The 13,616-nt window shown below is 62.3% G+C and carries 12 protein-coding genes; 7 read left to right on the top strand and 5 right to left on the bottom strand.

Annotation, left to right across the window (positions count from 1 at the left end):
• Positions 1-18: 18 nt before the first annotated feature.
• From BBD46_RS19355 to BBD46_RS19335, 5 genes are all read left to right on the top strand, one after another.
• Positions 19-1,059 (top strand): transcriptional regulator, encoded by a 1,041-nt coding sequence (locus BBD46_RS19355; RefSeq protein ID WP_071403306.1) that lies wholly within the window; start codon positions 19-21, stop codon positions 1,057-1,059.
• A 1-nt stretch (position 1,060) separates the two neighbouring features.
• Positions 1,061-2,266, top strand: coding sequence for an aminotransferase class I/II-fold pyridoxal phosphate-dependent enzyme (locus tag BBD46_RS19350; RefSeq protein WP_071403305.1), 1,206 nt, complete (start codon positions 1,061-1,063; stop codon positions 2,264-2,266).
• Complete coding sequence (bioD, locus tag BBD46_RS19345) at positions 2,263-2,952, top strand: dethiobiotin synthase (RefSeq protein ID WP_071403304.1); 690 nt, start codon at positions 2,263-2,265, stop codon at positions 2,950-2,952. Before BBD46_RS19350 ends, bioD begins: the two co-directional genes overlap by 4 nt.
• 136 nt (positions 2,953-3,088) lie before the next feature.
• Positions 3,089-3,469 carry an IS200/IS605 family transposase gene (gene tnpA, locus BBD46_RS19340; protein WP_071403303.1) on the top strand — a complete coding sequence of 127 codons (381 nt, stop codon included), beginning with the start codon at positions 3,089-3,091 and terminating at the stop codon, positions 3,467-3,469.
• Positions 3,466-4,794, top strand: coding sequence for an RNA-guided endonuclease InsQ/TnpB family protein (locus BBD46_RS19335; protein WP_071403302.1), 1,329 nt, complete (start codon positions 3,466-3,468; stop codon positions 4,792-4,794). Before tnpA ends, BBD46_RS19335 begins: the two co-directional genes overlap by 4 nt.
• 90 nt (positions 4,795-4,884) lie before the next feature.
• Here BBD46_RS19335 and BBD46_RS19330 read toward each other — a convergent pair whose 3' ends face one another.
• The gene (locus tag BBD46_RS19330; protein WP_071403301.1) at positions 4,885-6,108 is read right to left on the bottom strand and encodes an inorganic phosphate transporter; all 1,224 of its coding nucleotides are present in this window, start codon (positions 6,106-6,108) and stop codon (positions 4,885-4,887) included.
• A 262-nt stretch (positions 6,109-6,370) separates the two neighbouring features.
• Here BBD46_RS19330 and BBD46_RS19325 point away from each other — a divergent pair, with 262 nt between their 5' ends.
• Complete coding sequence (locus BBD46_RS19325) at positions 6,371-7,219, top strand: hypothetical protein (protein WP_071403300.1); 849 nt, start codon at positions 6,371-6,373, stop codon at positions 7,217-7,219.
• 116 nt (positions 7,220-7,335) lie between these two features.
• Here the strand turns inward: BBD46_RS19325 and BBD46_RS19320 are convergent, their stop codons facing one another.
• The 3 genes from BBD46_RS19320 to BBD46_RS19310 form a co-directional block, all read right to left on the bottom strand.
• A complete protein-coding gene (locus tag BBD46_RS19320) occupies positions 7,336-7,764 on the bottom strand; it encodes a universal stress protein (protein WP_071403299.1) in 429 nt (142 codons plus the stop codon).
• Between the two features lie 38 nt (positions 7,765-7,802).
• On the bottom strand, positions 7,803-8,987 hold the full coding sequence (locus tag BBD46_RS19315; protein WP_071403298.1) for an inorganic phosphate transporter: 1,185 nt from the start codon (positions 8,985-8,987) through the stop codon (positions 7,803-7,805).
• 103 nt (positions 8,988-9,090) lie between these two features.
• A complete protein-coding gene (locus tag BBD46_RS19310; RefSeq protein ID WP_071403643.1) occupies positions 9,091-10,935 on the bottom strand; it encodes an SLC13 family permease in 1,845 nt (614 codons plus the stop codon).
• A gap of 291 nt (positions 10,936-11,226) precedes the next feature.
• Here BBD46_RS19310 and hisA point away from each other — a divergent pair, with 291 nt between their 5' ends.
• Positions 11,227-12,036 carry a 1-(5-phosphoribosyl)-5-[(5-phosphoribosylamino)methylideneamino]imidazole-4-carboxamide isomerase gene (gene hisA, locus BBD46_RS19305; RefSeq protein ID WP_071403297.1) on the top strand — a complete coding sequence of 270 codons (810 nt, stop codon included), beginning with the start codon at positions 11,227-11,229 and terminating at the stop codon, positions 12,034-12,036.
• 8 nt (positions 12,037-12,044) lie between these two features.
• On the opposite strand, the gene BBD46_RS19300 is transcribed toward hisA, so the two are convergent.
• A complete protein-coding gene (locus BBD46_RS19300; RefSeq protein ID WP_071403296.1) occupies positions 12,045-13,574 on the bottom strand; it encodes a TrkH family potassium uptake protein in 1,530 nt (509 codons plus the stop codon).
• Positions 13,575-13,616 lie beyond the last annotated feature (42 nt).

The following is a 13,616-nucleotide window of genomic DNA, read 5'->3' as shown; positions in this document are numbered from 1 at the left end:
ACACCCCACAAATTACGCATGCACGACATTCGATTCGCCGTTCTTGGAACCGGTGGCATCGGCAGACGAACACTCGAGTACGCGACGGCAAAAGACGGGTTGACACCCGTTGCTGCGTGTGATCGCCACGGCGTTGCGATCGATCACGAGGGGCTCGACGTGGGGGAGCTGCTCGCGGCGACGGCGTCGTCGGTCACGGATGCGGAATCGAGTACTGCAGGCACCACGTCGGCCACCCACTCCCGCGAGGGAAACGGCGTTGCGGCCTCGTCACAGGCTGAGCGGACGGAGACGCCGATCGACGATATCATCGCTGCAGCCGATCGTATCGATGCGGTGGTGATTGCGGTTCCAAACCTCGAACACGATTTCATCCCGCGTATCGCCGATCGATTTGCGGCAGCGGAGTACGAGGGGGTGCTCGTCGACGTGCTGAAACGCTCTCGCGTTATCGGCATGCTCGAGGACCGCCGCGACACGTTCGTCGACACCGGCATCACCTTCATCTGTGGCGCAGGCGCGACGCCCGGCCTGTTGACCGGTGCGGCCGCGCTCGCCGCCCAGTCGTTCGTCGACATCGAAGCAGTCGATATCTGGTGGGGCGTCGGCCTCAAGTCCGGCTACGAGGACAACCGTGGGACCGTCCGGGAGGATATCGCTCACCTCGACGACTACGACCTCGAAACTGCCCGCCAACTGTCCGACGAGGAGATAACGCGCGTGATCGACGATCACGACGGCCGTCTCGAGTTCACCGACATGGAACACGCCGACGACGTGCTCCTCGAGCGGGCAGGGATCTGTGACGCCGAGGACGTGACGGTCGGTGGGATTCTCGACGTGCGATCCGACGAGAAGCCGACGACCACGACGGTGAGCGTGACCGGGACGACCTTCGACGGTGAGCGTGGCACTAATACGTTCCAGCTCGACGACGCCACCAGCATGGAGGCTAACGTCAACGGTCCGGCACTCGGCTATCTGAAGGCTGGCGTTCGGCGAAACCGGAACGGCGAGTACGGCGTCTTCGGTCCGGCAGCGTTGCTGCCCGAGTTCTAAGATGGCGCTGCAAGATTCTCGCGGGTTCGACCTCGAGGCGCGCCTTCAGGAGCGAGAGCAGGCGGGTCTCCGTCGTGATCTCACGCCGGTCGAGAGCGTCGCGTCTCGCGCTCGTGTCGCTGCTGACCCGAAGGGCGAGCCCGCCGATTTCGCGACGGCACAGGAGCAGGTGCTCTTCTCCTCGAACGATTACCTCGGGTTGGCGGGCGACCCGGCGGTCGTCGACGCCGCAGCCCGCGGCGCTCGCGATGTCGGAGCGGGTGCCGGCGCGTCGCGACTCGTCGTGGGCGACACGCCAGCCCACCGGTCACTCGAGTGCACTCTCGCAGCAGAGAAGAACACAGAGCGAGCGCTCGTGTTTTCGTCGGGCTACGCGGCGAACGTCGGAACGATCACCGCGTTGTCGCCGGACGTCATCTTCTCCGATGCGTACAACCATGCGAGCATTATCGACGGCGCACGCCTCTCGGGAGCTGCTATCGAAGTCTACGACCACTGCAACGCGGACGCGCTGGCGGAACGAATGGCCGACCGGGCTGGCGCTGGAACGGCAGACGAATCGTGGCTCGTCGTGACCGATTCCGTCTTCTCGATGGACGGCGATATCGCCCCGCTCGAGGAACTGTGTGATGTCGCCGAGGAGTACGGAGCGTGGGTGATGGTCGACGAAGCCCACGCCACGGGCGTCTACGACGGCGGCGTTGTTGGCGAGCGTGACCTTGCAGACCGCGTCCAGATCCAACTCGGGACGCTCTCGAAGGCGCTCGGTTCACAGGGCGGGTTCGTGGCAGGTTCCCAGTCGTGTATCGAGTACCTGCTCAACGCCGCCCGTTCGTTCGTGTTTTCGACCGGGCTTGCGCCACCGGCAGCCACTGCCGCCGAGCGCGCGCTGGCGCTCGCACCAGACCGGCGCGAGGCACTCTGGCGTGCTGTCGAGCGATTGCGAACGGGACTCGAGTCGCACGGCTACGAGGTGGCGGGCGAGACACACATCCTCCCGGTACTCGTGGGCGACCGTGAGGAGGCAGTTGCGTTGGCGGAGCGACTCGCAGCACACGGTATCGCCGCACCGGCGATACGGCCACCGACAGTGCCGGACGGAACGAGTCGAATACGGCTCGCACCGCGAGCGACACACACTGACGACGAACTCGAACAGTGTCTGGCAGCCTTCGGTGCAGCGCCCATGGCTGGGGGTCGCCCGTGACGCTCGCCGTCGTCGGTACCGACACTGGCGTCGGCAAAACGGTCGTTACGGCAGGACTCGTCGCACACCTCCGACACAGCGGACGGAACGCACGAGCGATCAAGCCCGCCCAAACCGGGTTTCCGGCGGACGACGACGCCGGGTACGTCCAGCGGATCTGCGGTGACGACTCGGCCGCCACTCGGCTCCGAACCTTCGAGGAACCGCTCGCTCCGGCCGTCGCGGCACGACGGAGTGGCGACGAACTCGCCTTCGATTCACTCCTCGAAGGCGTCCAGCATGAACTCGAGACCGCTTCAATCGGCGTGGTCGAGGGTGCCGGCGGCGTCCGCGTTCCGCTCTCGACCGACCCGCCACGCGAAATCATCGACCTCGTCGCTGCACTCGAGTTCCCGACGCTGATCGTTTCCCGCCCCGGACTGGGAACGCTGAACCACACGACACTGACCGTCGAGGCGCTCCGCGCGCGAGACGTGCCGGTCGTCGGGGTCGTACTGAATCGATACCCGTCTCAGCCCCGCTCCGTCGCCGAACGGACGAATCCCGCTGAACTGGAACGGCTGTGTGCCTGCCCGGTTCGGACCCTTCCGGAAGTGTCATCCGAGGCCCCGGAGTCGGTTCGTGAACTCGGTACTCGCGTTGTGGAACTCTGTGTGGATGCAGGAGCACTGTCTGCAGGGCGGTGATTACGGAAAATTCGAGGCGAAAGCCTCGCCCTTCAGCGCGGGGATGAAGCCGACCAACAGTATTCAACCACCGTCGATGGTATAGACGGGGTTCCAACGCAATATTCAAGGTGTTTGATCGTTATAGTATGCATAGATGGTGAAGAGTACCCGTCACGCGAAATACGAACTCTACTACCACATAGTGTTCGTACCAAAATACCGACGTTCGCACCTGACGGGGAAGACGAAGGAACGTCTCGAAACCATCTTCGCGGAAATCTGTGAAGACAAAGACCTCGAACTGGCCGAGGCCGAGGTCATGCCCGACCACGTACACCTGTTCATCGGGAGTCCACCCAAGAACGCCCCGTCACTCATCGTCAACTGGGTCAAGGGCATCTCGGCGCGGAAATACAATCAGCGGTACGACGACCGCGTGAAGTGGACTCGTTCGTACTACGTTGGGACAGCAGGAAGCGCCTCAAAGGGCGCTGTCGAACGATACATCGCTGAACAAGAGGGTGAGGACGCATGAAGCGCGTCAACACCTTCGAGGTCGTGCCACAGACCGAAAACGACAGAGAGTGCCTCCGACGGCTACTCGACGCCTCTGCCTCCCTGTGGAACGAACTCACCTACGAACGCCGTCAGAACTACTTCGGTGACGGCGACGTGTGGGACACTTCCGAATACCGTGGACAGTACAACGGCGTCGTCGGAAGCGCGACGGTCCAACAGGTCACGCGCAAGAACAGCGAAGCGTGGCGGTCGTTCTTTGCCCTCAAGGAGAACGGCGAGGACGCCAACCCGCCGTCGTACTGGGGAAACGAGGAAGAGGGACGCGAACTCCGTACCTACATCCGAAATAACCAGTACACGATTGAGTGGGGGAAGCGTAGCCGTCTGGAAATTCCTGTCGGGCAAGAACTGAAAGACGAATACGGACTCGGCTACCACGAACGACTCCGCCTCGAAGTCCGAGGCAACCCGAAGTGGGACGGCAAACAGGGTCGTCTGGAACTTGAGTACGACGAAGTTAGCGACACGTTCAGGGCTTTCCAACCAGTCACCGTCCCTGATTCTCGACTGGATTCACCACTGGCTTCTCACGAAGCCGCCCTCGACGTTGGCGCGAACAATCTCGTCGCCTGTTCCACGACCACTGGGAACCAGTACCTCTACGACGGGCGGGAGTTGTTCGGACGGTTCCGCGATACAACCGACGAAATCGCCCGTCTACAGTCGAAATTGCCCGAGAGACGCAGTCTCTCGGAATCACGGAAGACGGAGTCTTCCGGACGACTCCGAGAGGGACGCTACAGTTCCAAGCGGATTCGACGGCTGTACCGACAGCGGACGAAGCGCCGTGACCACGCACAGAACGCGCTGGTACGCGACCTCGTTGAACGGCTGTACGACGGGGGCGTGGCGACAGTGTACGTGGGCGACTTGACCGACGTGCTTGAAACGCACTGGTCGGTCAGGGTGAACGAGAAGACGCACAACTTCTGGGCGTTCAAGAAGTTTATCCACCGTCTCGCGTGCGTCTGTGAGGAGTACGGCATCTCTCTCGAAGTCGAGTCGGAAGCGTGGACGAGTCAGACGTGTCCTGAGTGTGGCGACCACGAGGAGACGGTTCGCCACGAGGATACGCTGACGTGTCTGTGCGGTTTCGAGGGACATGCTGACCTCACGGCGTCAGAGACGTTCCTTCGAGAAAACAGCGATACGGAAGTCAGGCCGATGGCACGGCCCGTGCGATTCGAGTGGGACGACCACGATTGGTCGGGGAAACCACACCCTCACGAAAGTCCCAAAGAAGTGCGCACAAACCCGCAAGTTGCCTCCATGGGTCGGTAGCCGAACCCCCAACGGAGGAATCCTCGCGCTTTAGCGCGGGGAGGATGTCAATGTGTTGCTTTTTGGATCCACCAACGATTATTTGCACGGTTAGAAGCCGAATAGCGGTACAAATCGGAACGTAAGGAAGGCCCCGACCGTGGAGATGACGGGGACCACGTTCTGCATGAGGATGACCCGGGCTGTCGTCGACGGGTTGAACAGATCGGAGGCCGTGGGGATGTCTTCGGGTTCTTCTTCGCCGATTTCAGGGGGTGCTTCGCCTTCCTCGTCGGCGGTGAGGGCACCCACAGAGACGCGTGTTTCCTCGCCTGCTCTGACTTCGGAGAGCGTCGTCGTTCGGGTAGCACGTCCCCAGCCGAGGCCGATAATGCTCATCGTCGCGATCACGACGAAGCTGGCGGGAATCCCGATCCAGGAGAGCGCGACGACAATCACGGAACTGATGACGGCGACGACGATTGCTGCCGTCAGCGGCAGGTTCGTGATGTCGTTGCCGAGCGTATCGAGCGTTCGACGCGCGATGGTGAAACAGCCGATTGCGACGGCGAGGGATCCAATGACGATCAAAGCGGGCATGCCAAACGGGATCGCCAGTGAGCCGAGTGCGAGTTCAGTATTCGTGCCGTCGACCGCACCGTAAATCGGTGCAATCGCGTTCGCGATATTGCTCGTCCCGGAGGAAAAACCCATCAGGCAGCCGATTCCCACGACGACGAACGCGCCCGTGATCTCGCGGCGGTCTGCATCGTCGCCGAACTGGAGTCGCGGAACGACGCCCGAGCGGTCGACGGTAATCATCTCCCGGCCGTCGCGGTTTGCCTCGATTGCGACCCACTCGTTGATTTGCGGGTAGAAGTATCGGCCGACCACACCGGCGACCCAGAAGCCGATGATCGGTGCAACGACCCACCAGATAACGATCTGGCCGAGTACGTCCCAGGCGAGCTCGCCAGTTGCAAGCCCGAGTGCGGCGATTGCACCAACAGCAGTCATCGAGGTCGAGGCGGGGACACCGACGTAGTTCCCGACGAACAGCGCGCCGCCGATGAAGAAGAGAACGGCGACGTTCGAGCGCATGGTAAACACCCCTGTGTCGTGGACGAGCTCGTTCCCGAGCGTGTCGACGACCTGCGGGCCGATCGTCGCCGCGCCGATAAAGAAGAAAACCGACATGAGTGCCGCAGCCATCGTCTTCGTGATTACGTTCGCTCCCACTGCCGGTCCGAACGCTGGCCCTGTCGTTGCGCCGCCGATGTTGTAGCCGACGAAGATTGCAACGAGGATTCCTACGAGAAGCAGTACTTCCGTCACAGTGTGTACTCAAGTGAGCTGATCGTAAAAGTCGTCCTATTCAGTCGACGCCAGCGGTTCGTGAATACAATTCGCCCGCCGTCGATCGGACTTCGAAGCAAAGAATTTCAACGACGGCCACCATACGTTCGGATAACATGTGTCCTCGTCGGATTACTATCGAACGTCGCGGAGGGCGGTGTAAGTCGCTTCATCGACGGCCGGACCGTATCGAAACTCGAGTACACTCGAGTTGGGCAACCGAGGCGGGTGCTACGTCCCGATGCTAAATCCGGTTCGTGTCGACGCTGCAGTCGACCTCGCTTACGGTGCGCTGATCGCGCTCTCGATCGTCCTGATTCTGACGCTCGAGACGAACATCGGAATCGCGTTCGGTGTGGGAGTGTTCGCCTCCTACGTCGTCCACGTCGTCTGGAAGATGGCGCGGTTCGATCCGGACTGGATGACACAGGCAGTCGAGGAGACGGTCGGTGAAACCGTCGAAAAGGAAGTCAAAGTGGTGCAGACGCAAGTTGAGGAGACGGTCGAAGAAACCCTCGAGCAGACGGTCGATGAGACGGTCGAACGGCAGGTCGAAGGGGTACAGGCACAGGTCGAAGAAACCGTCGAAGAGACGGTTGGTGAGACGGTCGAGCAAACGGTTGGCGAAACTGTCGAACAGACGGTCGGCGAAACCGTTGAGGAAACTGTCGAGGAAACCGTTGGTGAAACCGTTGAGGAAACTGTCGAGGAAACCGTTGGTGAAACCGTCGAAGAGACGGTTGGTGAGACGGTCGAAGAGCAGGTCGAAGAGGTACAGGCGACCGTCGAGGAGACAGTCGAGGAAACCGTCGGTGAGACGGTCGAGCAAACGGTTGGCGAAACGGTCGAACAAACGGTCGAAGAACAGGTTGGTGAGGTTCAGGCGAAAGTCGACGCCGTCGAGGAGCGCGTCGACCGTCGTTTGCGTGAGGACGAGATCGAAGAGCTCATCGAGGAATCGGTTGACAACGAGTCAGTCGACGATGAGTCAGCCGCTGACGGGTCCTCTAGCGATGAGTCAGCCACAGACGAGTCCGCTCCCAACGAGCCAGCCGCCGACGACCCACCCGCAGACGAGTCGGAATCGTAACCCTCTCTCCGCTCTATAGTAGCCACTGCACCTCTTTACACACTGATCGCACAGCCCACTCGCGGGCCACGCTGTGTCCCGTTCGCTGTTCCGCAGTTCTCACTCACTTCGTTCGCTCACCGGACAACCGTCACTGGAACTGGTGACCGCTTTGACACTGTCTCGGCAACGTTCCCGACAAGAAACCGGTGTGTTGCCCGATCCCTATCTTCGCCGTGACTCCCGAGAACGATCGTGTCGTACTCCTCGGCACGGTTGAGAATATTTCGCGCCGGATGCCCAATCCCGACGACCGTCGTGATCTCCCGGTCCCGTTCGTCGGCAATCTCGTGTGCCCGATCGAACACCGACTCAGCGCGCCCTGCGGCCGCTTCACTGAGGTCGTCCTCGAGTGTCAAACTTACTGCGTCACCCATCATCATCGACGGAACGCCAACAACGTGCAGGATAGTGACATCGGCCTCGGGGAAATTTTCGAGGGCGTACTCGAGTGCGTGCCCTGCCTGGTCGGAGTCGTCCATCGGCACGAGGATTGTTGAGAGCATGCGTGTGACTACGACACCCAGTGGCTAAGAACCTCGTTTCACGCAATGCCCGGGAAGAGCGTAAAGAATCCGTAGGCGAGCAGCGTCGACATCGACGGGCCGATGATCCACATCGAGATGTACTTGATGACGGCGCGGGGGTTGAAGAGGTCGGCCGCGTTGAGCACCTCTTCGGACTCCTCTTCACCGATTGCTGGGGCCCGTTCGCCCTCTTGCTCTTCGGCGACGATTGCGCCTAGTTCGATTTCGCGGTCTTGGGCGTCGCTGTCGCGGGTGACGGCCTCGCGGAAGGTCACCGGACGAGTTGCTCGACCCCACCCGATGCCGACGATCGTCATGACGGTGGACATCACGAGGCTGATTGGAATGCCCATATAGGAGAGCGTGGTTGTGATAGTCGAGGCGGTTACCATGACGAACAGGGCTGCAAGCAGCGGGATATCGCTTAGTTCGCCGCCAACGGAGTCCATGGTGCGTCGGGCGATGGTAAAGCCGCCGAGTCCGATGGCGGCGGTCGCGAGGAGAACGGCGTAGGTCATTTCCAGTCCGTCGTCGCCGCCGACCAGCGGTGCTGCGGCGTTCGGGACGTTCGACGCACCGGCACTGAACGCCATGTAACAGCCGATGATGAGGACGACGACCGTCGTTGCGAGTTCCTGTGTTGTCGTATTCGGGCCGAGCGCCGGTTTCGGAACTGTGCCCTGCCGATCGAGGCTGAGAAGTGGGCCCGGTGAGTTTTTGATATCGACGCGCCGGTTGACCCACGGGTAGATATACCGCCCGATAATGCCCCCGATCCAGAAGCCGATAATCGGCGTAACGACCCACCAGGAGATGATTTCGGCGATCATTTCGTAGTTGAGTGTTCCCGTCGCAAGCCCGAGGCCGGCGATCGCACCGACGGTCGTCATCGACGTCGGGACGGGGACGCCGAAGATGTTGGCGACGAGGATGCCGAGACCGATGAAAAAGAGGACGGCGACACCAGCGGAGAGCGTGAGATCGACTGTGATAATATCTTCACTGAGCGTTCCCATGACCTCCTGGCCGACCGTTATGCCGCCGAGGAACACGAACACGGTCATGATCGCCGCTGCGGTTGTCTTCGTCACGATCCCAGCGCCGACAGACGGCCCCCACGTGATCCCCGTCGACGATCCCCCGATGTTGAACCCGACGAAGAGAGACGCAACAATCCCGACAAGGAGCAGCGTTTCTACCATCGACGACAAATACGAGTATCCCGATAAAATAAGTACTGGACCCGTTCTGTCCCGTCTATGCTGCCTGTAGCATTTCTTCCACTCGAGTACCAGCAGTCTCATCTCAGATGCCCCAGAAAAACGCGATGCCGAGGACGGTGACAGTCGACAAAATCAACTGGAGCGGTGCGCCAACGCGAAAGTAATCCGTAAATCGGTAGCCACCGGGTCCGTAGACAAAGAGGTTCGTCTGGTAGCCGATCGGCCCCAGAAACGCGGTGCTGGCCGCGAACGTGACTGCGAGCACGAACGCGAACGGATTCGATCCGATACCAGCCGCGGCCGCTGCCGCGACCGGAATCAACAGGACGACGCTCGCGTTGTTGCTGATCAGTTCGGTGATCAACCCCGTCACGATGTAGAACAGCCACAATACGACGATAGTCGGCAACACGCCCGCTGTCGAGACGACGAGCCACGCGAGGTAGGCTGCTGCACCCGTCTGCTCCAGGGCGATACCGAGCGGAATCACACCGGCAAGCAAGAAAATGATGTCCCACTCGACGGCGTCGTACAGTTCCTTTGGCTCGAGAACACCGGTGACGACCATCGCGACGACGCCCGCAAGCGCCGAGATGAGAATCGGATAGATCTCTAGGGCAGCGACGGCGACGACACCAACCATGATCGCAATCGCGATCGGTGCCTTGCTGGCGCGGTACTCGGGACGGGGCGGTTCACGGGCCACGATGACATCGTCGCCGCTCGCGAGTCGGTCGAGGGTTTCCGGGGGAGCCTGGACGAGCAACGTGTCGCCGACATCGAGGCGCGTGCCGACGATACGGCCGCCGACGAGTTCGCCGTGGCTCCGTAGGCCGAGGACGGCCGCGTTGAACTCCTCACGAAACGCCTCCGGATCGAGACGGTCACCGACGAGTCGTGAATCGAGTGAGACGACGAGTTCCGTCAGCACGCCTTCCGTGTCTGTCGCCGAGAGATCCGCGGACGGACCGAGGTGGCCGACCGGTTCGACGCCCGGGGCGTCCTCGAGTGCGGTGATCGCCTCGCGGTTCGTTCGGACGACGAGCACGTCGCCCTCGTCGAGCGGGAGTTCCTGTCGCGGGGCGACTGCACGACCGCGGTCGCGGACGACCTGTACGATGTCGATGTCGGGGCCGAGCGTATCGCTCGCATCACCGACGGTGCCGCCGACGAGCGGCGAGCCGGGAACGATCGCGACGTCTGCGACGTAGCTGCCGACCTCGTACTCCTCGAGATAGTCCGCTCGCGGCGGCACGCGCTCGGGGATGAGGTAGTGCCCGACGAAGATGAGGTAGAGCGCGCCGACCACGACGACGATGACGCCGAGCTGGGTAAATTCGAACATCGAGAACCGGTGCAGTTCGTCGTACTCCGCGCCGAGCCTGGCGCTGATGTCGCTCGCGAGGATGTTCGTCGACGTGCCGATGAGGGTGAGCATCCCGCCGACCTGCGAGGCGTAGGAGAGCGGAATCAGGAGCTTCGACGGCGACGTGTTGCCGCGGTTTGCCACGTCGGTGACGACGGGGACCAGCAGGGCGACGACGGGTGTGTTGTTCAGAAAGCCGGAGACGGGACTGGTCGCGGCGACAGTCGCGACGAGTTGCTTCCGAAGACTTGTCCCTGCGAAGGCGGCCATTCGCCGCCCCAGCTCCTGTACGACGCCGGTTCGGCTGACGCCGCCGCTCAGGATCAACATCGCCAGCACGGTGATCGTCGCCTCGTTCGCAAAGCCCGAGATACCGGTTCCCGGATCGATTCCCGTCCAGGGCTCGAGGACGACGAGCACCACGATCAACAGGATCGCGGTTACGTCGATCGGCAGCCGCTCGGTCAGAAAGAGCACGAGCGCGAGGCCGACGACCCCGAAGACGACGAGCATTTCCGTCGTCAGGTCGGGCTGGGCCGCTGGCTCCTGGAGGAGCGGCATCGCCGTGAGCGCTGCGCCGAGCACACCGTGAGCCACACCGTCTCGGTACGTAACGCCTCTGCACGGCTCGTGAACAGTCTCTCGGCGATGGTCGTTCGTCGTTCGTCGTTTGTCGTTCGTCGCTCGTCGCTCGATGCTCCCCGGACGCTTTCCCCACCGCCTCATTAACCACCCCATCCGACGTACCGACCAGCAAACCGGTTCGCCTCATCGAGGAGTGGCAGACCGATCCAGCTCGTCGAAGAACAGCAAACCGTCGCCTTTACTCGGATGCACCCCGCTCACACACGTATGACTGACGCAGACGACTCGTCTTCTCACACGGACTCGAGTGGCCCTACCGACCCCACCGACCCCACCACCTTCGACGTCATCCCCGCCGTCGACATCCAAAACGGCGAGGTCGTCCAGCTCGTCCAGGGCGAGCGCGGCACCGAGAAAACCTACGGTGACCCCGTCGACGCCGCACAGCGCTGGCTCGAGGCCGGTGCCGACTCGCTCCACCTCGTCGACCTCGACGGCGCGTTCGACGGCGAGCGCGAGAACGCTGCCGCGATCGAGAGCGTACTCGAGTCCGTCGACGTGCCGACGCAGCTCGGCGGCGGGATTCGAACGGCTGCGGACGCGCGGGACGTACTCGACCGCGGCGTCGACCGGGTAATCCTCGGCACTGCAGCTGTCGAGGACCCCGATATCGTTGCGGAAATCAGCGAGACACACCCCGACAGCGTGATCGTCAGTCTCGACGCGAAAGACGGCGAGGTCGTCGTCGAGGGCTGGACCGAGGGTGCCGGCGTTTCGCCCGTCGAAGCGGCCGAGCGCTACGAGGAACTCGGGGCTGCTGCAATCCTGTTCACCAACGTCGACGTGGAGGGGCAACTCGAGGGCGTGGCTACGGAGCCGGTCCGCGAACTAGTCGAGGCGACGGACGTGCCGGTGATCGCGAGCGGGGGTGTGGCGACACGTGCAGATATCCGGGCACTCGAGGAGGCGGGTGCGGCGGCGGCCGTGGTCGGAAGCGCGCTGTACGAAGGGAATTTTACGCTCGAGGAGGCGAAGGCTGTGGTTGGCGACGATGGTGACGATAGCCACGACAAGTAACCGACCGATCAGGATCGCCAGTACGCCGGCAACAGCAGGACGAGGACGGGAACGATTTCGATCCGGCCGATCCACATCATGACGATCATGACGGAGCGCGAAAAGGCAGAGAAGCCGTTGTAGTTGCCCATCGGACCGGCGAGTTCGAACGCGGGACCGATGTTCATGAAGATCGAGGCCGCAGCCCCGAGTGCGCCGAACTCGCTGACGTCGGTGCCGGCCCGTGCGGCGTCGACGACGAGCAGGATCGTCAGGCCGAAGAAGATGACGATGGCGAGCAGGACGTAGCCGAAGATGTCGTTGACGGTCTCCTCGTCGACGACGCTGCCACTGACCCGGAGCGGGCGGACTGCCTCGGGGTGGATCGCCGTGAAGAGGTTTCGCTTGAACGCCTTCAGGACGACCAGCCAGCGCAGCGACTTGATCGAACAGGTGGTACTGCCGGCCATCCCGCCGATGAACATACAGAGGAATAGCACGTGCCTCGCGCCCGTACTCCACTGGTTGAAGTCCATGCTCGCGTAGCCGGTCGTCGTCACCAGCGAGACGACGTTGAATACGCCGTGGCGGATCGTCGGCTCGATACCCAGGTCGAGATCCGCATCGAACGCGAGGATCCCGACGACGATCGCGCTAAAGAGAGCGAGTGCACCGAGGTAGAACCGGAGCTCTTCGGACTGCAGCGGGCGCTCGAACTCGCCCTGCGTGATGTAGTAGAGGAGGACGAAGTTGGTCGAACCGAGGATCATGAACGGGATGATCGACCACTGGACGATCGGCGAGAACGCGGCGATGCTGTCTCCCTCCGGCGAGAAGCCGGCGGTCGCCACACTCGTCAGCGCGTGTGAAACTGCGTTGAACAGGTTCATCTCGTCCGCAACTCCGAGGAGGTGCAGTCCGTAGAAGACGACGACGGCGAGGAGCGTGAGCCCGACGTACAGCCCCCAGATGAGCCGCGCCGTCTCGGAGATATGCGGCCGAAGCTTGCGGACGTTTCGCGTCTGACTCTCGGTTTCCATCAGCTGTGCACCACCGACCATCAGGTGCGAGAGTAGCCCGATCGCGACGATCAGGATCCCGAGCCCGCCGAGCCACTGGATGAGCTGTCGCCACAGCAGGATCGAGCGCGGCTGATTGTTGAAATCCCACGTCTCCATGACGGTCGCCCCCGTCGTCGTCAGCCCGCTCATGCTCTCGAAGAAGGCGTTGATCGGAGTGTTGATGAGCCCGGTAAAGGCGGATTCGCCGGCGGAGCCGGCTCCCGCGAAGAGGAAGGGGATCGCACCGACGAGCGCAACCCCGAGCCACGTGAGTGCGACCATCAGGAACGACTCGCGCTGGCCGAGTTCGCGGTCAGCACTCAACTGCTCGAGTGCCAGCCCACTCGCAATCGCGACGGCGATAGCGACCAGGAACGGAATCGGGTCGTTCCCGTCGAGTACAGCGAGCAACGCCGGCACTGCGAGCGGGATCGAGAGCCACCGTAGCACCGTTCCGGTGAGGCTACAACTCGAGCGCCAGTCGACGCGAATCCTCATTCAAGTAGTCACATCTGGGATACGGGGGGAAATAATCGGTTC

It is taken from the genome of Natrialba sp. SSL1, from assembly GCF_001861355.1.
Taxonomy (GTDB): domain Archaea; phylum Halobacteriota; class Halobacteria; order Halobacteriales; family Natrialbaceae; genus Natrialba.
Note: the sequence above shows the minus strand (reverse complement) of the source record. Positions and strands in the feature narration are given on the sequence as shown.

Bases quoted from the DNA above. Each gene is read 5' to 3' on its own strand.
- BBD46_RS19350 (WP_071403305.1), top strand. From the start codon at position 1,061: ATGGCGCTGCAAGATTCTCGCGGGTTCGACCTCGAGGCGCGCCTTCAG.
- BBD46_RS19315 (WP_071403298.1), bottom strand. From the start codon at position 8,987: ATGGTAGAAACGCTGCTCCTTGTCGGGATTGTTGCGTCTCTCTTCGTC.
- BBD46_RS19325 (WP_071403300.1), top strand. From the start codon at position 6,371: ATGCTAAATCCGGTTCGTGTCGACGCTGCAGTCGACCTCGCTTACGGT.
- hisA (WP_071403297.1), top strand. From the start codon at position 11,227: ATGACTGACGCAGACGACTCGTCTTCTCACACGGACTCGAGTGGCCCT.
- BBD46_RS19355 (WP_071403306.1), top strand. From the start codon at position 19: ATGCACGACATTCGATTCGCCGTTCTTGGAACCGGTGGCATCGGCAGA.
- BBD46_RS19310 (WP_071403643.1), bottom strand. From the start codon at position 10,935: ATGCCGCTCCTCCAGGAGCCAGCGGCCCAGCCCGACCTGACGACGGAA.
- BBD46_RS19335 (WP_071403302.1), top strand. From the start codon at position 3,466: ATGAAGCGCGTCAACACCTTCGAGGTCGTGCCACAGACCGAAAACGAC.
- BBD46_RS19320 (WP_071403299.1), bottom strand. From the start codon at position 7,764: ATGCTCTCAACAATCCTCGTGCCGATGGACGACTCCGACCAGGCAGGG.
- tnpA (WP_071403303.1), top strand. From the start codon at position 3,089: ATGGTGAAGAGTACCCGTCACGCGAAATACGAACTCTACTACCACATA.
- BBD46_RS19300 (WP_071403296.1), bottom strand. From the start codon at position 13,574: ATGAGGATTCGCGTCGACTGGCGCTCGAGTTGTAGCCTCACCGGAACG.